This is a genomic window from Vibrio fujianensis (assembly GCF_002749895.1).
Classification (GTDB): Bacteria; Pseudomonadota; Gammaproteobacteria; order Enterobacterales; family Vibrionaceae; genus Vibrio; species Vibrio fujianensis.
In genome coordinates this window covers 16,873-38,313 of sequence record NZ_NBUS01000035.1, presented here as the reverse complement: position 1 = coordinate 38,313, position 21,441 = coordinate 16,873, and the positions used below count along the sequence as shown (strand labels likewise).

Here is a 21,441-nt window from a genome sequence, read left to right as displayed (position 1 = left end):
TGTTTATCGAAACCTTTATTGTTTATCGAAACCTTTATTGGAAATCTTGTAGATTCCAGTTACCAATATCGGCATTGGCCCCTTCGCCCCCTTCCTGACCGTCCGCACCTAAGGTAAAGACATCAACACGACCATGTTCACCGGGGCTTAAGTATTGATAGTCATTGCCCCAAGGGTCTTTCGGTAAGCGACGAATGTAACCATCGTTGCGATAATTTCTTGGTTCTGGATTGGATGGTTTGCTCACCAAAGCGTCTAACCCTTGATCGGTAGTTGGGTAAACACTGTTATCTAATCGATACATGTCTAATGCGTTTTCGAGTGCAACAATATCGGTGATCGCTTTTTGTTGATCGGCCTTATCTTTATTGCCCAACAAATTCGGTACCACCACGCTGGCAAGAATGCCTAGGATCACCACAACCACCATGACTTCCAATAGAGTAAAGCCTGACTGTTTCGTTAGTTTTTTATTCATAATCACTCCATCTTGCGCTTATCATTCGCCCATTAGCGGCTCATTAAATTATTCATCTCTAAAATTGGCATTAAGGTGGCCATTACAATAAACAGGACTAATCCCGCCATCAATGCAATCAGCACTGGGGTAAAGATACCTAATGCAATATTAACCGTAGATTCAAAACTGGTGTCTTGGTTATCTGCCGCTCGTGTCAGCATACTTTCCAGTTCACCACTTTGTTCACCACTCGCTATCATATGTAGCATCATTGGGGGAAATAGCTTGGTTTGAGTCAACGCTTGGCGCAAGCTAGAGCCTTCACGAACGTTATCCACCGCCAATAATACTTGCTGTTTAACGTACTGATTTGTCATCACATCAACGGCAACGCGCATGCCATCAAGAATGGGGATCGCACTTGAGGTACAAATCGATAAAGTTCGCGCAAAACGCGATGTATTTAGCCCCCGGGCAATTTTACCTATCATGGGTAAATACAACAGTTTTTGATGCCAATAGAGCCGAATACTCGGCTTTTTCAGCAACCACTTGGCGAAATAGCTTAGTGTCAACATCAATAACAACAACGGGATACCCCATTGCTGAATAAAATCACTGGCCGACAACAAAAACTGCGTCGAAGTAGGTAAAGCCTGCCCCATTTGTACAAATTGGCCTATGATTTTAGGCACGACCGCCGCAAGCAAAAAGGCGACAATACCAACGGCAAAGATCACCAAAACAATCGGATACAATAAGGCTTGCAGTAATTTTGAGCGCATTTTTTGCCGATTCTCAGCATAATCGGCCAGTCGTTGTAAAATCGCATCGAGATGCCCTGACTTTTCTCCCGCAGCAACCATGGAGCGAAAGAGATCATCAAAAATATGGGGATAATCTGCCAAACTGTCAGCCAAGGTGTACCCTTCCGTCACTTTTGCTCTAACCGCCGCCAGCATGTTACGTATTCTTGGTTTTTCGGATTGCTCAGAGACCGCTTTTAAACACTCTTCAAGTGGCATCCCAGACTGAACTAAGGTCGAAAGCTGACGGGTGAGCAAAGCTAAATCGGGTGTACTGATCCCTCTCGGTTTAGTCCAACTGGTTTGGCGCGCTTTGGCAGCTTTAGCCTGCGTCTCGACCACTTCGATAGGGATCATCCCTTGCTCTTTTAACCGCTGACGCACCTGACGCGCATGATCACCTTCGATGATACCTTTCTTGCGTCGTCCTGCTGCATCCAGTGCTTTGTATTCAAATGCCGCCATTACGACTCCTTGGTCACTCGCATCACCTCTTCTAACGAAGTGATGCCTTGGCGAACTTTATCTAGTCCATCATCCCGTATACTAGGGGTTTTACTGCGGATCGCTTGTTCAATCGCTTGCTCGCCAGCTTCGCGGTGAATTAATGTCTGAACGTCATCATCCACCAACATCAGCTCGTGGATACCGGTTCGCCCGCGATATCCTTTAAAATTACATTTTTCACACCCATGGGCTCGATACAGGGTCAATGACTCTTTTTTGCCCAAGCCAAACCATTTTTTTTGCTCTTTGTTGGCCTCATAAGGCTCTTTGCAATCAGGACATAACGTCCGCACGAGACGTTGAGCCAGAACCCCAAGTAAAGAGGAAGAGATAAGAAAAGGTTCGATTCCCATATCACGTAAACGGGTAATCGCACCAATTGCAGTGTTAGTATGCAAGGTTGACATGACCAAGTGGCCGGTTAATGACGCTTGCACCGCGATTTGAGCCGTTTCTAGATCGCGAATTTCACCGACCATCACAACGTCTGGATCTTGCCGTAGAATGGCTCTCAAGCCGCGGGCAAAAGTCATATCGACTTTCGGATTAACCTGAGTCTGGCCGATACCATCAATATCAAATTCGATAGGGTCTTCTACCGTAAGAATATTACGCTCACTACTATTGAGCTCTTGCAGACCGGCATATAGCGTGGTTGATTTCCCTGATCCTGTTGGACCGGTGACCAATAAAATACCGTGCGGACGTGCAATTAAATGGCAGAAATTATGTTGGTTTTGCTCGGTCATGCCTAAGCTGTGCAGATCAAGCCGAGTGGCATTCTTATCGAGTAAACGCATCACCACTCGTTCACCGTGAGACGCTGGCATGGTAGAGACTCGGACATCTACCGAACGGCCACCAATGCGCAAGGAGATGCGGCCATCTTGTGGCACCCGCTTTTCGGCAATGTCTAACTTAGCCATCACTTTCACCCGAGACACCAATAGGGGAGAGAGCTTACGACTGGGCGATAACACTTCTCGCAGCACGCCATCCACTCGAAAACGAATCGAGAGCGTCTTTTCAAAGGTTTCGATATGAATATCAGAAGCGCCTTCTTTAATCGCTTCACCAAGCATGGCATTGATCAACTTAATGATGGGGGCATCATCTTCCGATTCCAGTAGATCTTCGCTGTGTGGCAACTCTTCAGCGAGTGAAAAGAAATCATCGCTATCTGCCCCAATATCTTCCATAAGCTGACGCGCTTCTGACGAGTCTCGTTGATACACTTCAGTTAATTTGGCTTCAAACACGTCTGCGCTCAATGCGATTAAGGCAAACGGATGCCGTAACACTCGTTTTACCTCAACCAAAGCCAATAAGGCGATAGGCGCAACATAATAAAGAGTGGCATTTTCTTGTTGCTCATCCCATTCCAGCACGAGCTTATGCCGATTCGCAAAACTAAACGGCAAGCGACGAATCCGCGGTTTATCTTGTACTTCAAGCCTCATTACTGAGCATCCATTTGATCAAGAAATGCTTGAATTTCTGCCGCATGACGACGTTCTTCACCAAACTTTGGCAGCACGGGAATATGGTTATTATCCATCAACTTCAGCCCCTGATCGGCTTTAAACAACTGCTCGGCACGGATGTAGTTGTACTTGCGCTGAGTGATACCGTCCGCAGTCATACCATCACGAATGATGGTTGGCTTAATAAACACCATCAGATTTTTCTTTTCTACCGTGGTATTGGTTGAGCGGAACAATTGCCCTAAAAAGGGAATATCGCCCAGTAGCGGTACTTTAGACTCACTTTCTGCTGTACGTTCATCAATTAAGCCACCCAATACTAACATTTGCCCATCTTGTACCATGACAGAGGTATTCAACTGACGCTTGGCAAAACGAACATCAACTGCACCATTGGCACCCAAAACATTCGACACTTCTTGCTCGATGGATAACTGAACTGAATCGCCCTCATTGACTTGGGGAACCACTTTAAGCTTAATCCCCACTTCTTTTCGCTCAACCGTTTGGAAAGGATTGTCATTGTTGGAACCAGCGGTAGACCCTGTTAGCACAGGCACCTCTTCACCGACAATAAATGACGCTTCGCCATTATCCATCACCGTAATACTTGGAGAGGAGAGAATATTGGTGCTGGAGGTACTCGATACCGCGCTGATCAATGCGGTCCAATCGCCCATCATGACCCCAAGTGCAGCACCATTCACCCCTGATAAGGCCGAGGCAAGCGTGGAGTAATCACCCGCTTGGGTACGGCTATATGGTTCATATTTTTGTGTATCTGAGTTCCAACGGCTATCTGTAATAGTTTTATCTTTCGCTTCTTCTAAACCGACCATAACCTGGCCCACTTGAGCGCCAGTATTGCCGTATTGAATCACCGCGCCCTCTTTTAAAGAGCCCCATTGCACACCGAGATTAATCCCATCACCTTCAGCCATTTCAACAATTAAGGCTTCAATTAAGACTTGAGCTCGGCGAATATCCAATTGTGCAATCACATCCAGTAACGCATTCATAATGTCTTGCGGTGCGGTAATCACAATCGAGTTCGTATCCGCATGAGCGGCGATCATCACTTTTCCGCCCTGCAATGCACCTGATTTTTGCCCTATGTGTTTTTCAGCCTGTAGGTTTTCTGATACCCCTTGCAACACGCTGACTAAATTTTCAGCTTTCGCGTACTTTAAATAGACCACTCGGTTGTTACCACGCGTGGCCATTTCAACATCAAGCTGACGAATTAGACGCCTCATTCGATCTCTAACTTTTGGATCGCCAGAGATCAAAATGGCGTTGGTTCTATCATCAGCGACAAATTTAGGTTGTAAAAATTCGGGCGTATTTTTGGTGTCATTCGCTTTGCTAAGTGCTTCAACAATTCTGACCATTTCTGATGCAGAGGCATTTTTTAGCTCAACCAGCTCGATATCTTTATCACCTGCCTGATCGACACGATGAATGATGTCAGCCAAACGGTTAACCACCGCGGCCCGTCCTGTAATTAAAATAATATTGGCTGGATCATAGTGCACCACATTGCCGGCACCAGCATTGTCGATCAATTGACGCAAGAGCGGCGATAATTCTCGCACCGAGACATTTTTAACCGCAACAACTTGGGTGATGACATTATCACCATCGGCTCGGTCATCATCACCGAGAACAGGAATGGCCGACGTTTTTGCATCTTTCGCGCGAATAACTTTTAGTACCCCGTTATCCATTTCAACGACCGCAAACCCGTAAACTTCCAACACATTTAAAAAGAAACTGTAATACTGTTCACTATTCAAGGTATCGTAACTGCGAACATCTATTTTGCCTCGTACCGAGGGATCAACAATGATGGTTTTTTCCAGGTTTCGCCCCACAATATTGATAAACTCTTGAATATCGGTGCCTTTAAAACTGGCACTGAATGCTTCGTTCGCCAATGCTAGGGGTGAAGCAAGTAAACTTCCAGCTAGCAGCCATACACTTTTCTTAAGCCAATGCTTCACACAACGCTCCCTGATTAATTACTGCCACTTGGCTATTAAAATTGAATATAAATATCATGTGGTTGCCCATCACGCTCGACCGTAAGGTTAAGCTCGGTTAAATCCGACATAGATTGAAATACTTGAGTCATCACACTCGGATCGGTTAAATCTAACCCATTTAGTTGTATTGCGATATCGCCCGCTTGTAGCCCCACCGCTTGAAATAATGCAGAATCTTTCCCCGGACTGACTCGATAACCGATGATGTTGTCATCCTGCTTAATTTGAGACAAAGCCACGTATTTAAAGATTTCTTGAGGGTTACGCCTGATCTCATCACGAATTGCAGCCAACTTATCTTCCACGGATGCGTCGATAGAGGCATGAGAGGATGAATGAACGGCTTGTTGAATGACGGCAGTCTGATACTCTCGCCCTTCTAACATTAACGTTTCATCCCGACCGGAATTATCAATGATGACTCGATCAGCAAACACCGCTTTTAATACTGCTTGCGTGCCTTCTATTTCCTCATGTAATCCATAAGTATTCTGTTGGCCTCGATTAGCAATCACCGCAAGACTACGCTGCTGCTCTGTACTTGCCACCACACCCACTAATGTTAAGTTAAGACGAGTCGGTGGGGCATCTACTTTTACTGTGCTTGTGACCGGAGATGCAATTTGCACCAAATAAGGGCCAAATAAATCACTCTTTCTTAACGACTGGATATTGAGACGAGCCGGTGCAGATGCGGCAACAGGAGCGGCTGCCACCCATTGGGCAACAGTCGGCTTAGGCTGAAAAATGAACCAGAAGCTCTGCCCGACCACCCAAGCGGATAACGCAACCGCTAAGATCGTGAATATCTGACTCAATGGTGACTGGCAACGTAAAAATAAGGGCCAACTTCCATTTAAGCGCCATTGGGTTAAGTCCATTCGTTTCACACGGTATCCCTAATGAGGTTTTAATATCGATAAATGACGTCGGAGTATCACGGTTAAGGTAATGGTTCAGTATACATGAGCCAAATAATAGGTGCGACAAGTGCCTTACTTTTCTTGTGATAAGCGTTGGCTTTCACTTGAAAAATGATAATTTGATCACCATTATTTTGAATAAATATCGTGATTCTAACGCTTCACTCATCAACAGCGAATTTGCTAGGCTCATTCTCATTCAAGATAATCAACGTATCCAAAAGAGTCTAAACCATTTACATAGAGGTAATTATTCAATATGAGTTCCCCTGCACCAGCAATTAGGCTGGATAAATGGCTATGGGCCGCAAGATTTTATAAAACTCGCTCGATAGCACGAAATATGGTTGACGGTGGAAAAGTCCACTATAATGGGCAACGAAGTAAGCCCAGCAAACTCGTTGAAATTGGAGCAACCATTACCTTACGTCAAGGTAGTGAAGAAAAAACCATCGTCGTTGAGCAACTGTCTGAGCAAAGACGAGGGGCCCCTGAAGCACAGGCCCTTTATACAGAAACCAGTGAAAGTATCGTGAAACGTGAACGCCAAGCACTGATGCATAAACTGAATGCTCATAATCCGAGTCCTGATCGTCGGCCAGATAAAAAACAACGCCGCGATCTTCTCAAATTCAAACATCAATAAACATTAGCCGGATCACTCTTATGACTACACAAACAATGGCCAATAATCAATTACACCGTTATCTATTTGAAGACTTGTCGGTACGAGGCGAATTGGTCCAACTGGATGACGTATTTCAACACATCATCGCCAGCCAAGAGTATCCACAACCCGTGCAGACACTGCTTGGAGAGCTACTGGTTGCCACCACCTTATTGACCGCAACGTTAAAGTTTGAAGGCTCGATTACCCTACAACTGCATGGCGATGGCCCGGTGTCTCTCGCGGTGATTAATGGTGATAACCAGCAAAACGTACGTGGGGTTGCACGCTGGCAAGGAGATATTCCACCCGAGGCGAACTTACATCAATTGATGGGAAAAGGACATTTAGTGATCACTATAGAACCAAAACAAGGTGAACGTTATCAAGGTGTCGTCGGTTTAGAAGGTGATAATCTATCCGAAGTTCTAGAAGGGTATTTCTTGCGATCGGAACAGTTAAAAACTCGCTTATGGATTCGTACCGGTGAATATGATGGCAAGCCACATGCTGCAGGGATGTTATTGCAAGTGATGCCTGACGGAACAGGAACCGCAGATGATTTTGAGCACCTAGAGCAGCTCACCAATACCATCAAAGCTGAAGAACTCTTTGCTTTACCAGCCAATGAGCTGTTATATCGTCTTTATAATCAAGAAAAGGTTCAGTTATTCACCGCTCAAGCGGTTACCTTCAAATGTGGCTGTTCACGGGAACGTAGTGCAGCCGCGATTATGACGATCGAAAAAGAGCAAATTAACACCATTTTAGCGGAAGAAGGCGCGATTGCTCTGCACTGTGATTACTGTGGAACAACTTACTCCTTTGATCACGCCCAAGTCAGCAAATTATGGCTAGAGCAAACATCAGAAAAGCCCACCCTCCATTAATTTCCTGCGCTTAACAAGCACGTAAAAAACCACCTACAGCCAGCTTATTGCTGGCTGTTTTATGTTTGAAAAACGAGAAAAATCAATAATTACCGCCACCGTACACCATACTTACTTTCTAATGAATATTAATTTTTTGCTCTAGCACAACGCTTTGTGCACAAGATAGAATAACGAAAGCCTATATCTGTGACGGGTTACATAAAACCTCGAGTAAAGCATGGACAATCTTTGAGCTAGCTCCCTGTTTTTTACCTACCCCGTTGCTAGCATGGTGGACAGATAACAATTACATTTTTTTACAAAATCCCTACAAAATCCTAATTAAGGAGCACCTATGACTGTGATGGAACAAAACAAGGCTGCACAATTAGATCTTACCCAGTATGGCATAATCGATGCGGTTGAAGTTATTCGCAACCCGAGCTATGACCAGTTATACAACGAGGAAACTCGCGCAGATTTGGAAGGCTACGAAAAAGGCGTGGTCACCGAACTGGGAGCCGTGGCTGTTGATACGGGCGTCTTTACTGGCCGCTCACCGAAAGACAAGTTCATTGTCAAAGACGACACGACTCGTGACACGCTTTGGTGGACCTCTGAACAAGCCAAAAACGATAACAAACCCATTAATCAAACTGTTTGGAACGAACTAAAATCTTTAGTTTCCAAACAATTATCAAATAAACGCTTATTTGTCCTAGATGGCTATTGTGGTGCTAATGCCGACACTCGTTTGTGTGTGCGCTTCATTACCGAAGTGGCTTGGCAAGCTCACTTTGTCAAAAACATGTTCATCCGTCCATCGGACGATGAATTAGCCAACTTTACCCCAGACTTTGTGGTGATGAACGGTGCCAAGTGCACGAATGATAAATGGCAAGAGCATGGATTAAACTCTGAAAACTTCACAGTTTTTAACCTGACTGAGAAAATGCAGCTGATTGGAGGCACTTGGTACGGTGGCGAAATGAAAAAAGGTATATTCGCCATGATGAACTACTTCCTGCCACTACAAGGGGTTGCTTCAATGCACTGCTCTGCCAATATGGGCAAAGACGGTGATGTGGCGATTTTCTTCGGCCTCTCTGGTACAGGTAAAACAACGCTTTCAACTGACCCTAAACGCGCCTTAATTGGTGATGATGAACATGGTTGGGATGATGATGGGGTCTTTAACTTCGAGGGGGGATGTTACGCAAAAACCATCAAACTCTCTAAAGAAGCCGAGCCTGATATTTATAATGCGATTCGCCGTGATGCACTCTTAGAAAACGTGACGGTACGTGGCGATGGTTCGATTGACTTTGATGACGGTTCGAAAACAGAAAACACCCGTGTTTCTTACCCCATTTACCATATCGAAAACATCGTTAAACCCGTATCAAAAGGTGGCCATGCCAATAAAGTTATCTTCCTTTCAGCAGATGCCTTTGGTGTGTTACCACCGGTCTCTAAATTAACGCCCGAACAAACCAAGTACCATTTCTTATCTGGTTTTACAGCAAAACTAGCGGGTACTGAACGCGGAATTACTGAGCCAACACCAACATTCTCAGCCTGCTTTGGAGCTGCATTTTTAACCTTGCATCCAACCAAATATGCTGAAGTGCTGGTGAAACGAATGGAAGCGGCTGGCGCAGAAGCTTACTTGGTCAATACCGGCTGGAATGGTTCTGGTAAACGCATCTCGATTAAAGATACACGCGGCATTATTGATGCGATCCTTGATGGTTCTATCGAAAAATCAGAAACCAAGCAAATTCCAATCTTTAATTTGGAAGTTCCAACCTCATTACCGGGGGTTGATCCTGCGATTCTGGATCCTCGTGATACTTATGTTGACCCACTACAATGGGAAAGCAAAGCGAAAGATCTTGCCTCTCGTTTCATCAATAACTTTGAGAAATATACCGACAACGCCGAAGGTAAAGCTCTGGTTTCTGCAGGGCCACAATTAGATTAATTGTGATAACTCACTAGCAAAGCCCCTTAATGAGGGGCTTTTTTAGTTGAAGCAAAACAAGATTTGCTCCAAGCTTATCTCGGTTGAAGGTGAAATATAAATTAGGGACAAATGAAAAAAATAGTCGCATTAGGAATCGGATGTTTCACACTAGTGTTGATAGTTATTTCACTTATCTTTGCCCTGTTGTATACCCGCTATTTGACTCCCAGCGTTCAGTGGTTAACCTCCCAGTTATGGCCGGGACGCCTGACCTTTAGCCGTGTTGAATACCACTATCCACTGCACTTTCGTTTATCTCATCCGACAATTACTCTTGAGGAACACAGCCTCTCCCTTGAGCAACTTGATATTTGGCTCAATCCTCAAATTATGGAAAATGGTAAATGGCAGGTGGACAGTCTGCTAATTCAAGGAGGAAACTTTACCTCTGAACGCCCCGTTAACTTCCCTCTCACTCATTGGACAATCGCCCATTTAGCGCTACAAAATATTGAGGTGGCTGGGCATGGGTTCATCGCACAAGGTGTCAACTTACAAATCAAACACCCCCAGTGGCTAGCAAGAGATCAATGGTTTCCCTATGGAGCACTGCAACTCACCGCCGAGCAACTTGATTGGCAAGGCGAAACCATAAAAACACTACTGGTTGATGCTAACTATCGACCGCAGGATAGCACCATTTATGGGGCTTCATTTGAATGGAATGGATCCCAAGTATCTGGCCAAGCAGAACAGTACCCAACGGGGTGGTCACTGATAAACACCACGATCAACCAACTCAACCTAACGGGTAATACGATTAATGCTTTACAATCTTACTGGCCAGCGATCACGCGCTATCTGCACCATATTAATAGCCTAGATATCTTACAGAGCCATCTTGCTTTCCAAGATATCGAGATAGAAAATTTCAACTTATCCCTTGAGAATATCGTTTTACCACATTCAGTTTGGCAGCAAGAAGCGGCTTATCTGTCACTAAATGCCGATAAGATTGAATGGCAACAACTCGAATGGATTGAGCCAGCCTTTCAGCTTACACTTAGCCCGCAACGTATCGATATTAAAGAATTCAGCTCACAGCTATTGCAAGGCTATGTACAATTTACTGGGCAACTCTCTCCGACCCATTTGAACATGGAGCGCTTAACACTCAATGGCATCAAGTGGCTTGATGAAGCGATTGCTATCCCAAAATGGCCGACAGCCTTGGCTCAGATCGAACACATCACCCTAGAGCAACTAAGTGGGAGTAATCTACAGATTATTCAACTAGCAACCCAGCCCATTTGGCAGTTATCAGGGCTTAATATTGAAGGCAACAACCTAGAAGTGATGAAACAACATCAGTGGGGACTATGGAATGGCCAACTGACTCTCAGCGCCAACAGCGCCAGCGTCGCCGACCTTATTGCGACACAAGCAATCATAGAAATGCAAAGCCAGCAGGGCGATTGGCAAATCAAGCGTGCTTTTTTCCCCTTAACACAAGGATACATTGATTTGGTTGGCAGTTGGCATTTTACGCAACCTAGCGCACCGTGGTCTATCGAACTGCATACTGACAGTATTCCCTTAACGCTGCTCAATACTTGGAACATGTTGCCTTTTAAACTGGATGCTTTCGCGGATATTGATTTGCAACTTCATGGATTATCTGGTGATTATGCCATGTTAAGTCACTCTTTAGATGGCGAGATACAAGCCAGCTTACGCTCAGGGCTCCTCTCATTTCAGCAACAGAACACGCTCACGATTCAGCCATTTCAACTCGATAACCTTCACTTACAAGCAGATCGAGGTAGAATTGTCTTAGCTGAATCAACATTGCTTGGCCCAGCCTTATCGGCCAAACTCTCTGGAGAACTGGATTTGCTAGCCCCACAACAAGGGAAATTTGAGCTAACTTTAGAGCAAAAATGTCAGCTTATCCGTTTTGATCTATTACGTCGTCAACAACACAGTCAGTCAGTTCCAAACTGCTCGGCTATCCATTCTGACGAGCCTGTTCAATGATACTAAGGTAATCGGGAATCAACATATAAGTCCCGGTAAATTCAACCGCTTCAGTATTGCCGCTACGAATATACACTTTCACCACAATACGCGCTTTACGGCCAGAAGCTAGACGATCCAAATCACCGCTTATTTCATCAAGAGAGGTTGAAGCCACTGGATTATGCACGATTGGATAATGATAACGAATTCGGCTATCGACAAGCACAATATCACCATGTAAATCCCGCTCTCGCATCAACAACCAAGCCATTCCCCACCCGGTCAACGTGGCTAATGTAAACGCAGACCCTGCAAATAAGGTATTATGCGGATTTAAATTAGGGTTAAGCTGAGCACTACACTGAAATTGATATCCGGTATATTGCTGTACTTTAATCCCCATTTTTTCACTGATCGGGATATGTTCCGCCCAACGTTCTTGTAACTCACTGCACCATTCTGGTGTGCGAATGACATTGGCCATGGGATCGAGCGTTTTTACCATTTGCTGATGACGTACCGGGCCACGTTCATCGGTCAATGCACCTCGCCGCTCAAAACCATTTTTGGTATAAAAGGCAATGGCATCTTCGCGAGCATTACAGACTAGCCGTTTGGCTCCCTCTTGTTGAGCAAGCGACTCAAGCGCAATCAATAGTAATGAGCCCATGCCTTTATTACGACGACTCGACTTAACCGCCATATACCGAATTTGCCCTTCACAATCTGGAGTAATATATAAACGGCCAATCGCCATCGGTCGGCCTCGCCCATCAACAATCATTCGATGGTGGCTCATCACGTCATATTCATCGCGTTCCGATCCTATCGGCATTCGCCAAGGCTCACGCAGCATCTGCCAACGAAAATAGTAATACTTGTTGAGCTGATTCTCTGTTTTTGGCGTAATAAGTTTAAACATAGATTCCCTTCCAAAGCGCGTAAAAATACGCGTCGGCTAAACCTGTAACCAAAAGGTTACGGGGCCATCATTAATCAGTGATACTTTCATATCTTGTGCAAAGCGTCCACGTTGTGTCGGTAGCATCGTGACACATAAATCCGAAAAATAATTATACAGATGCTCCGCTTGCTCGGGGGCAGCACCACGAGAAAAACCAGCGCGTGTCCCTTTTTTGGTATCGGCTGGTAGAGTAAATTGAGAAACGACTAAGAGACTTCCCGCCACATCCTGAACGCTTAAGTTCATTTTCCCGGCCTCATCTTCAAAGACTCGATAGCGAGTTACCCGCTCAACAAGACGTTTAGCTTTCGCCTCACAATCATCCCGTTCAACCCCTAATAGTACCAATAAGCCTTGTCCAATCTGACCAACAATTTCTCCATCGACCTTCACGGACGCCTCACTCACTCGTTGAATCAATGCGATCACTATCCACTTCTCCTGGTTTCTTTTCTAATCGGGCTGAAGAGTCTACCATGTTCGTCGTTTGTCTCCATCGCTCGCTTTCACCAAGAGCAGCCGTGACTTCCGCCCCCACGAGTACGATCAACCAACATAAATACACCCAAACAAATAAAATGGGGATAGCCGCCAATGCGCCATAGATCAACTGATAAGAGGGAAATTGCGTGATATAAACCGCAAAGGCTTTTTTACTTAACTCAAATAAAATGGCCGCAACAAACGCCCCTGATAAAGCATGAGCAAAACGAACCTTTTTATTGGGTACTAATACATAAAGCCCAATAAAAGCAAATAGGGAAAGCAAAAAAGGCAACCGTCGTAAGAAAAAATTAAACGCACCACTAAGCGCTTCACTGTCGAGTAGCTTTAATGACGTAATATAAGAGGTGACAGCAATACTCGTACCAACCAATATTGGGCCTAAGGTTAAAATCATCCAATAGATAGAAAAAGAAAAGATCGGCCGCCGTTTATTACGGACTCGCCAAATATAATTCAAATTTTTATCAATATTGGAGATAAGCATTAGCGCTGCGATAAATAAAAAAGCACCACCCACCGCCGTCATTTTCCCGGTATTACTGACAAATTCGAGCAATGCTTGACTGACGGCATCACCAGCAGCAGGAACAAAGTGAGTGATCACAAAGTCCTGAATGATATCACCCACATTATCAAAAATCGTAAATGAGGAAAGTACGGAGAGAAGAACGGTCAACATCGGCACAATAGATAGCAAAGTAATATAAGCTAAATATCCGGCACTGACGTTGATTCGATCGTGATCCATTCGGTTAAGTACGTAGCGACCAAAGTGCAGGCCATGCTTAACAACGGGCTTTAATTGCATATTTATCCCTTTATCCATCCCTCATTCGTCCGAAGATTCTACTAAAAAACCGTGAAAACACCTCATCTAGATAAGCTAGCTTACCTTAAAAAATAAAAAAGCCCTTAACCATTACAGCCAAGGGCTAAATAATCCCATTTATACCTTTCCTACTTGAAGCTACAGGGGGTGGCTATGTTCGTTCACCCCAATCACATCGCCTGTCTATGCTCACGGGAGTTCACTCACTTACCGCCTACCTGCCACTTCAAGTTGTTTGGGTATAGTGATTATTTATTGTCACGCGCCGCACGTTTACGATCGTTTTCAGTCAGGTGTTTCTTACGAATACGGATACTTTTCGGTGTAACTTCAACCAACTCGTCGTCATCAATAAACTCTAAAGCTTGTTCAAGCGTGTATTTAATCGCTGGAGTCAACACTTGAGCTTCATCAGTTCCTGATGCACGAACGTTAGTCAGTTGCTTACCTTTCAGACAGTTAACGGTTAAATCGTTTGAACGGTTATGAATTCCCACGATCTGACCTTCATACACTTCATCCGCATGCTCAGTAAATAGACGGCCACGCTCTTGTAGATTAAACAAAGCGTAGGTTAACGCTTTACCTGTCGCATTTGAGATCAAAACACCATTCATACGCTGACCAATATCACCACCTTTATGTGGGCCATAGTGATCAAAAGTATGATAAAGCAAACCAGAACCTGAAGTGAGGGTCATAAACTCGGTTTGGAAACCAATCAAACCACGTGAAGGCATGATAAAATCTAGACGAACTCGGCCTTTACCATCTGGAGACATATCTTTTAGCTCACCTTTACGTAAGCCAATTTTCTCCATGATACCGCCTTGATGCTCTTCCATGACATCAATCGTCACCGTTTCAAACGGTTCCATCAGTTGACCATTCTCTTCTTTCAAAATAACTTCCGGACGAGAAACAGCCAATTCAAAGCCTTCACGACGCATATTCTCGATTAAAATCGAAAGATGCAATTCACCACGGCCAGAAACACGGAATTTATCTGGATCATCGGTTTGCTCTACACGCAGTGCTACGTTGTGCACCAATTCTTTTTCCAAACGTTCTAGAATATTACGTGAAGTCACAAATTTGCCTTCTTTACCGGCAAATGGTGAGGTGTTGACTTGGAAGGTCATAGTCACAGTCGGCTCATCAACACTCAATGGTTTTAGCGCTTCCACTGCATTCACATCACAGATCGTATCAGAAATTTTTAGTTCACCCAGCCCCGTAATCGCAACGATATCACCCGCTGTCGCTTGTTCGGTTTCTGAACGTTGCAAACCAAGATAACCCAATACCGTACCAACTTTACCATTCCGTTTTTTACCATCAGCAGAAACAATGGTGACTTGTTGATTGGCTTTAACTGTACCACGCGTAACACGCCCCACACCGATAACGCCAACATATGAGCTGTAATCGAGCTGAGAGATCTGCATTTGTAATGGGCCATCAAGATCAACTTGTGGAGGCTCAACATTATCCACAATCGCTTGGAACAAGGGCTCCATATTTTCGCCAGTTTCGCCTTCTTCCAAGGTCGCCCAGCCATTTAATGCTGAAGCATAAACCACTTGGAAATCCAGTTGCTCATCACTTGCTCCTAGGTTATCAAAGAGATCAAACACTTGATCCATAACCCAATCAGGACGCGCGCCAGGACGGTCAATTTTATTGATAACGACAATCGGCTTTAAGCCATGAGCAAAGGCTTTTTGTGTCACAAAACGAGTTTGTGGCATTGGGCCATCAACGGCATCAACGATTAAGCAAACGCAATCTACCATAGACATAATACGCTCAACTTCACCACCGAAGTCAGCGTGTCCAGGAGTATCAACGATGTTAATCCTATAACCGTTCCAGTTAATTGCGGTATTTTTTGCCAAGATGGTGATACCACGTTCTTTTTCGATATCGTTCGAGTCCATGACTCGCTCTTCGATGTCACCACGAGACTCTAACGTACCCGACTGCTGGAGTAGTTTATCTACCAAGGTCGTTTTGCCGTGGTCAACGTGCGCGATAATCGCGATATTTCTTAGTTTTTCAATCTGTGGAGTAGCCATGGAGTTTTGCTTCACTTATTACACAAAGAGCTCATTTTTACGGGAGTGCAAAAACGTAGCCTAAATTTCGGTTAAAAAAATGGTCAATAATGTACCAGATTCTGGCAAAAAACCTAGAAAAATGTGATCTATCTCAGCCAATTTTATCTTGTTAAAGATTAGTCGCCAATTTCATTTAATACAAACCTTCATCAAACACGACAAATCCAGATTGACAAGACCACAAATAGTCGGCTGAATGAAGTGTCTTTGCGAGAAACTGGTGCATACCAACGACATAAAAGCACCAAATTGGTGCATTGGTGGATCATAGCGGTGCATTGGTATGCACCAAGATAAGACAAAATCACACAATCAATTGATTTTATGGACATTAATAAGTTGGCACGATTATCGCTGTAATTAAATCGCATCGATTAAGTCATAATAAAAGCATTAATCTATGCAGATTTCATTTTGATTCGAGCCCAAACCGCTTTATTAACACTGGAGGTTATCCAAGATGTCAGTAGAAAACGTTCTATCGCTGATCCAAGAAAACGAAGTTAAGTTTGTTGACCTACGCTTCACCGACACGAAAGGTAAAGAGCAACACATCTCAATTCCTGCTCACCAAATCGACGCAGACTTCTTCGAAGAAGGAAAAATGTTCGATGGTTCATCCGTTGCTGGCTGGAAAGGTATCAATGAATCAGACATGGTCATGATGCCAGACGCCTCATCTGCCGTACTTGATCCATTTACAGACGATGCCACCGTCAATATTCGTTGTGACATTCTAGAGCCAGCAACAATGCAAGGCTATGATCGCGATCCTCGCTCAATTGCTAAACGTGCGGAAGATTATATGCGTTCAACAGGAATTGCCGATACGGTTCTTGTTGGGCCTGAACCAGAATTCTTCCTGTTTGATGATGTCAAATTTGCAACCAATATGTCAGGTTCTTTCTTTAAAATTGATGACGTCGAAGCCGCATGGAATACCGGATCTGACTACGAAGACGGTAACAAGGGCCACCGTCCAGGCGTGAAAGGCGGTTATTTTCCAGTCGCTCCAGTTGACTCATCGCAAGACATTCGTAGTGCAATGTGTTTGATCATGGAAGAGATGGGGCTAGTGGTTGAAGCACACCACCACGAAGTCGCCACGGCAGGCCAAAATGAAATCGCTACTCGTTTCAATACATTAACCACAAAAGCAGATGAAATCCAAATCTATAAGTACGTGGTTCATAACGTTGCTCATGCATTCGGTAAAACAGCAACCTTCATGCCTAAACCCTTAGTCGGTGATAACGGCAGCGGTATGCATGTTCACCAATCACTGGCAAAAGACGGTGTCAACCTCTTTGCTGGTGATAAATATGGCGGTCTGTCTGAAACGGCACTGTACTACATTGGTGGTATCATCAAACATGCTCGTGCACTGAATGCGTTCACCAACCCATCCACCAACTCTTATAAGCGTTTAGTTCCTGGCTTTGAAGCTCCAGTCATGCTGGCCTACTCTGCGCGTAACCGTAGTGCTTCTATCCGTATTCCTATTGTACCAAGCGCAAAAGCTCGTCGCGTAGAAGTCCGTTTCCCCGATCCTGCAGCAAACCCATACCTTGCTTTTGCTGCATTACTTATGGCGGGTCTTGATGGCATCAAAAATAAGATCCACCCAGGCGATGCCATGGATAAAGACTTATACGACCTTCCTGCAGAAGAAGCAGCAGAAATTCCAACGGTTGCAGAATCATTACAGCAGGCATTACAGAATCTAGATGAAGATCGAGAATTTCTTACTGCTGGGGGTGTTTTCTCCGATGATTTCATCAACTCTTATATCCATCTGAAATCAAAAGATGTTGAACGTATTAACATGGCCGTTCATCCACTCGAGTTTGAACTTTACTATTCGGTATAAATCTCATTTTGTGGAAAACCATTCTTTTTGCACAATAAATTTAGGCTCGCCTCGCAGGCGGGCCTTTTCTCTATTGGGGTTTAACTCGCTTCGATTTAACATGATGGTTACATACTAGGACACTCTTACGTCTTACGCTTCCCTTACTTAACGCGCTCATATTGAGGTGAGTTATGAAATGGTCTTCCAGAGTTTATTTACTGTTTATCCTTTTATTTACTCTAAATGTTTATGCCGGAAACGCATATGTTTGGGAGGATGAACATGGCGTAGTGCACTTCAGCGATTTTCCACAAGATTCAACGGCTCAAACGATCTCTCTTCCAGATTATGACGCTGCAGCTCCCGATCCAAAATTTGAAGAGCCGGTTCCCATCAATCCGCCAACAGAAGAATCTGTCATAGAAAAAAAACCAATCCCGCTACCTGAATTAACGATCGACATCATCCATCCAACTCAAGAACAAACCATTCGCAGCAATAAGGGAGAAATAAATATCGAGATAAAATTAAATAGAATGTTAAAAGTAAGCGAGCACTTACAATTACTGATGAACAATAAGCCTTACGGTGCACCAACCACGCAACCTCGATGGGAACTAAAAAACATCGATCGAGGAACTCATCTTTTTATGATCCAAGCACTAACAAACGGCAAGATTATTGCATCATCAAAAGTTGTAACGGTACATTTACATCGCGCCTCAGTTAATTAGTGAGTTAAAGAAGAAATTTCTTCCAGCGTTGAGCATCACACTTTGTTTTTATGTTTCGTTGCGCCATACTGGTTAAGCTAATGCACCAAATCGGTGCAAAGACAGATAAAACAGGGTGACTTGTGAGTGCAGAATTAAGTGCAACAATATTAAATCACATTGTAACCGCCACATTGATGCTGGATGAAACCTTGTGCGTCCGTTGCGCCAACCCTGCCGCAGAACAACTGTTTGCCCAAAGTGCGAAGCGCATCATCAACCAACCCTTATCCAAGCTTGTTCAACATGCCTCGATGGACTTGGCATTATTATCGCAACCACTGCAAAGTGGGCAGAGCATTACCGACAGTGATGTCACTTTTGTGGTGGATGGAAAACCGTTGATGCTAGAAGTAACGGTGAGTCCATTAACTTGGAAAAAAGAGCTAATGTTATTGGTTGAAATGAGGAAAATCGGCCAGCAACGACGACTGACCCAAGAACTTAACCAACACGCCCAGCAACAGGCCGCCAAGCTGTTGGTTCGAAGCCTCGCCCATGAAATAAAAAACCCACTAGGAGGATTACGCGGAGCGGCTCAACTACTGGAGCGAATGCTACCAGACCCAAGTTTAGTAGAATACACACACATTATTATTGAGCAAGCTGACCGTTTAAGAACATTAGTCGATCGCTTACTTGGCCCACAAAAACCGGGGAAGAAAAAACTCGAAAATTTACACCTCATCCTAGAAAAAGTTCGCCAGCTGGTAACGCTCGATACTAAAAACACATTAACGATTGAACGTGACTACGATCCAAGTCTACCTGAATTATTAATGGATACCGACCAAATTGAACAAGCACTACTCAATATCGTCAGTAATGCCGCACAAATTTTATCCCAACAACCCAATGGTCATATTACGCTACGTACCCGAACGGTTCACCAAGCGAATATTCATGGCCAACGACATAAACTGGTTGCCAGAATTGAGATTATTGATAATGGGCCAGGTATTCCATTAGAACTACAAGATACGCTTTTTTATCCCATGGTGAGTGGCCGAGAAGGAGGAACCGGGCTTGGGTTATCCATTTCACAAAACCTTATCGATCAACACAATGGGAAAATTGAAGTCGAAAGTTGGCCTGGAAGAACCACATTCACTATTTATTTGCCTATTTAAATTATCACTAATAATAAGCGGCTGTTCGGGGAGAAAGTCATGAGTAAAGGATATGTCTGGGTTGTCGATGATGACAGCGCTATACGCTGGGTGATGGAAAAAACCCTATCATCGGCCAATATAAAATGTGAGACGTTTACTGATGCAGAAAGTGTTCTCATGGCATTAGAACGGGAAACTCCCGATGTATTGATTTCAGATATTCGCATGCCTGGTATTGATGGTATTGAACTGCTCAATCAAATTCACTCTCGTACACCTGAACTTCCTGTCATCATCATGACCGCTCATTCAGACCTTGATGCAGCCGTAAATGCCTATCAAAAAGGTGCTTTTGAATACTTGGCGAAGCCCTTTGATGTTGACGAAGCTGTTACTTTAGCTGAGCGTGCAATTGCTCATAGTTATGAACAACGTAAAGAACACTCAAAACAGCAAAACATCCCCTACCATGCCCCTGAAATCATCGGTGAAGCTCCTGCAATGCAAGAAGTTTTTCGTGCTATCGGACGTCTTTCCCGCTCTTCAATATCAGTATTAATTAATGGAGAATCAGGAACAGGCAAAGAGTTAGTCGCCCATGCGTTACACCGACATAGTCCTAGAGCCCAAAAACCATTCATCGCTTTAAATATGGCCGCCATTCCAAAAGATTTAATTGAATCTGAATTATTTGGGCATGAAAAGGGGGCTTTTACAGGTGCTAACCATGTACGACAAGGTCGATTTGAACAAGCTAATGGCGGTACACTTTTCTTAGATGAAATCGGTGATATGCCTCTTGATATACAAACTCGTCTCTTGCGTGTTTTAGCCGATGGTCAGTTTTATCGCGTTGGCGGCCATTCAGCGATCAAAGTCGATGTACGAATTGTTGCCGCTACACACCAACATCTTGAAAAACTCGTACACCAAGGCAAGTTTCGTGAAGATCTCTTTCATCGACTGAATGTCATACGTATTCAGATTCCAGCACTGAGAGAACGTCGTCAAGATATTGAAAAGTTAACAAAACACTTCCTTGCACTTGCGGCAACAGAACTAGGTGTAGAGATGAAAACGCTACATCCTAAAAGTATTGAGATACTTAACCGTCTAGAATGGCCTGGAAATGTAAGACAATTAGAAAATATGTGTCGCTGGTTGACAGTGATGGCCAGCGGAACAGAAGTACTACCGAATGATTTTCCTCCTGAATTACTAGCGGAAAAGCCCTCCTTCGAACAAGAAGGTACGGATAGCTGGCAAAAGCAATTAGAAAATTGGGCCAAAGCAGCACTCTCAGCGGGACAAACTGAACTTCTTACACTCGCACAACCGGAATTTGAGCGAATTCTATTAGAAGTCGCCTTACATCATACCAATGGCCACAAACAAGAAGCTGCAAAAGTTTTAGGTTGGGGCCGTAATACGCTGACTCGTAAGCTGAAAGAACTATGTTGAGGTTATATTCATCAACATAATCCGTAATGAATAGAAAGAGATCCGTCAAATTAGCCTATTTATCGATAACTCAT

The 21,441-nt window shown here is 44.1% G+C and carries 17 protein-coding genes; 8 read left to right on the top strand and 9 right to left on the bottom strand.

The annotated features are described in order from the left end of the window. Positions 1-34: 34 nt before the first annotated feature. Genes gspG through gspC form a run of 5 tightly spaced genes read right to left on the bottom strand, consistent with a single transcriptional unit; the run spans position 35 to position 6,183 of the window. On the bottom strand, positions 35-478 hold the full coding sequence (gspG, locus tag B7C60_RS02175; RefSeq protein WP_099610227.1) for a type II secretion system major pseudopilin GspG: 444 nt from the start codon (positions 476-478) through the stop codon (positions 35-37). Between the two features lie 32 nt (positions 479-510). Next, positions 511-1,731: a type II secretion system inner membrane protein GspF gene (gene gspF, locus B7C60_RS02170; protein ID WP_099610226.1), complete on the bottom strand. Its 1,221-nt coding sequence runs from the start codon at positions 1,729-1,731 to the stop codon at positions 511-513. Continuing rightward, positions 1,731-3,233 (bottom strand): type II secretion system ATPase GspE, encoded by a 1,503-nt coding sequence (gene gspE / locus B7C60_RS02165; RefSeq protein WP_099610225.1) that lies wholly within the window; start codon positions 3,231-3,233, stop codon positions 1,731-1,733. The genes gspF and gspE overlap by 1 nt, the downstream gene beginning before the upstream one ends. Further along, on the bottom strand, positions 3,233-5,260 hold the full coding sequence (gspD, locus tag B7C60_RS02160; RefSeq protein WP_099610224.1) for a type II secretion system secretin GspD: 2,028 nt from the start codon (positions 5,258-5,260) through the stop codon (positions 3,233-3,235). The genes gspE and gspD overlap by 1 nt, the downstream gene beginning before the upstream one ends. A gap of 35 nt (positions 5,261-5,295) precedes the next feature. After that, positions 5,296-6,183 carry a type II secretion system protein GspC gene (gene gspC, locus B7C60_RS02155; RefSeq protein WP_099610223.1) on the bottom strand — a complete coding sequence of 296 codons (888 nt, stop codon included), beginning with the start codon at positions 6,181-6,183 and terminating at the stop codon, positions 5,296-5,298. 301 nt (positions 6,184-6,484) lie between these two features. On the opposite strand from gspC, the gene hslR reads away from it, so the two are divergent. The 4 genes from hslR (at position 6,485) to B7C60_RS02135 (ending at position 11,767) form a co-directional block, all read left to right on the top strand. Continuing rightward, positions 6,485-6,871: a ribosome-associated heat shock protein Hsp15 gene (gene hslR, locus B7C60_RS02150; RefSeq protein WP_099610222.1), complete on the top strand. Its 387-nt coding sequence runs from the start codon at positions 6,485-6,487 to the stop codon at positions 6,869-6,871. Between the two features lie 35 nt (positions 6,872-6,906). Next, on the top strand, positions 6,907-7,782 hold the full coding sequence (gene hslO / locus B7C60_RS02145) for an Hsp33 family molecular chaperone HslO (RefSeq protein ID WP_161427903.1): 876 nt from the start codon (positions 6,907-6,909) through the stop codon (positions 7,780-7,782). 337 nt (positions 7,783-8,119) lie between these two features. Beyond that, complete coding sequence (pckA, locus tag B7C60_RS02140; protein WP_099610220.1) at positions 8,120-9,748, top strand: phosphoenolpyruvate carboxykinase (ATP); 1,629 nt, start codon at positions 8,120-8,122, stop codon at positions 9,746-9,748. Between the two features lie 111 nt (positions 9,749-9,859). After that, entirely contained in the window at positions 9,860-11,767 is a 1,908-nt protein-coding gene (locus B7C60_RS02135) for an AsmA family protein (protein WP_099610219.1), read from the top strand. Here B7C60_RS02135 and B7C60_RS02130 read toward each other — a convergent pair. The 4 genes from B7C60_RS02130 to typA form a co-directional block, all read right to left on the bottom strand. Continuing rightward, the gene (locus B7C60_RS02130; protein ID WP_099610218.1) at positions 11,739-12,671 is read right to left on the bottom strand and encodes a bifunctional GNAT family N-acetyltransferase/hotdog fold thioesterase; all 933 of its coding nucleotides are present in this window, start codon (positions 12,669-12,671) and stop codon (positions 11,739-11,741) included. The two genes, B7C60_RS02135 and B7C60_RS02130, sit on opposite strands and share 29 nt — an antisense overlap. Positions 12,672-12,707: 36 nt before the next feature. Then, positions 12,708-13,142 (bottom strand): D-aminoacyl-tRNA deacylase, encoded by a 435-nt coding sequence (dtd, locus tag B7C60_RS02125; RefSeq protein ID WP_099610217.1) that lies wholly within the window; start codon positions 13,140-13,142, stop codon positions 12,708-12,710. Then, positions 13,114-14,028, bottom strand: coding sequence for a virulence factor BrkB family protein (locus tag B7C60_RS02120; protein ID WP_099610281.1), 915 nt, complete (start codon positions 14,026-14,028; stop codon positions 13,114-13,116). Before B7C60_RS02120 ends, dtd begins: the two co-directional genes overlap by 29 nt. A 269-nt stretch (positions 14,029-14,297) precedes the next feature. Further along, complete coding sequence (gene typA, locus B7C60_RS02115; RefSeq protein ID WP_099610216.1) at positions 14,298-16,127, bottom strand: translational GTPase TypA; 1,830 nt, start codon at positions 16,125-16,127, stop codon at positions 14,298-14,300. A gap of 502 nt (positions 16,128-16,629) precedes the next feature. Here typA and glnA point away from each other — a divergent pair. From glnA to glnG, 4 genes are all read left to right on the top strand, one after another. Next, complete coding sequence (gene glnA / locus B7C60_RS02110; RefSeq protein ID WP_099610215.1) at positions 16,630-18,039, top strand: glutamate--ammonia ligase; 1,410 nt, start codon at positions 16,630-16,632, stop codon at positions 18,037-18,039. Between the two features lie 173 nt (positions 18,040-18,212). After that, positions 18,213-18,755, top strand: coding sequence for a DUF4124 domain-containing protein (locus B7C60_RS02105; protein ID WP_099610214.1), 543 nt, complete (start codon positions 18,213-18,215; stop codon positions 18,753-18,755). 122 nt (positions 18,756-18,877) lie between these two features. Then, positions 18,878-19,924, top strand: a complete 1,047-nt coding sequence (gene glnL / locus B7C60_RS02100) for a nitrogen regulation protein NR(II) (RefSeq protein ID WP_099610213.1) — start codon at positions 18,878-18,880, stop codon at positions 19,922-19,924. Between the two features lie 39 nt (positions 19,925-19,963). Further along, positions 19,964-21,367: a nitrogen regulation protein NR(I) gene (gene glnG / locus B7C60_RS02095; protein WP_099610212.1), complete on the top strand. Its 1,404-nt coding sequence runs from the start codon at positions 19,964-19,966 to the stop codon at positions 21,365-21,367. Positions 21,368-21,441: the final 74 nt, after the last annotated feature.

What these genes read in the sequence shown, in the direction of transcription:
- gspG (WP_099610227.1), bottom strand. Translation starts at nt 478, where the DNA reads ATGAATAAAAAACTAACGAAACAGTCAGGCTTTACTCTATTGGAAGTC.
- gspF (WP_099610226.1), bottom strand. Translation starts at nt 1,731, where the DNA reads ATGGCGGCATTTGAATACAAAGCACTGGATGCAGCAGGACGACGCAAG.
- gspE (WP_099610225.1), bottom strand. Translation starts at nt 3,233, where the DNA reads ATGAGGCTTGAAGTACAAGATAAACCGCGGATTCGTCGCTTGCCGTTT.
- gspC (WP_099610223.1), bottom strand. Translation starts at nt 6,183, where the DNA reads ATGGACTTAACCCAATGGCGCTTAAATGGAAGTTGGCCCTTATTTTTA.
- hslR (WP_099610222.1), top strand. Translation starts at nt 6,485, where the DNA reads ATGAGTTCCCCTGCACCAGCAATTAGGCTGGATAAATGGCTATGGGCC.
- hslO (WP_161427903.1), top strand. Translation starts at nt 6,907, where the DNA reads ATGGCCAATAATCAATTACACCGTTATCTATTTGAAGACTTGTCGGTA.
- pckA (WP_099610220.1), top strand. Translation starts at nt 8,120, where the DNA reads ATGACTGTGATGGAACAAAACAAGGCTGCACAATTAGATCTTACCCAG.
- B7C60_RS02135 (WP_099610219.1), top strand. Translation starts at nt 9,860, where the DNA reads ATGAAAAAAATAGTCGCATTAGGAATCGGATGTTTCACACTAGTGTTG.
- B7C60_RS02130 (WP_099610218.1), bottom strand. Translation starts at nt 12,671, where the DNA reads ATGTTTAAACTTATTACGCCAAAAACAGAGAATCAGCTCAACAAGTAT.
- B7C60_RS02120 (WP_099610281.1), bottom strand. Translation starts at nt 14,028, where the DNA reads ATGCAATTAAAGCCCGTTGTTAAGCATGGCCTGCACTTTGGTCGCTAC.
- typA (WP_099610216.1), bottom strand. Translation starts at nt 16,127, where the DNA reads ATGGCTACTCCACAGATTGAAAAACTAAGAAATATCGCGATTATCGCG.
- glnA (WP_099610215.1), top strand. Translation starts at nt 16,630, where the DNA reads ATGTCAGTAGAAAACGTTCTATCGCTGATCCAAGAAAACGAAGTTAAG.
- B7C60_RS02105 (WP_099610214.1), top strand. Translation starts at nt 18,213, where the DNA reads ATGAAATGGTCTTCCAGAGTTTATTTACTGTTTATCCTTTTATTTACT.
- glnG (WP_099610212.1), top strand. Translation starts at nt 19,964, where the DNA reads ATGAGTAAAGGATATGTCTGGGTTGTCGATGATGACAGCGCTATACGC.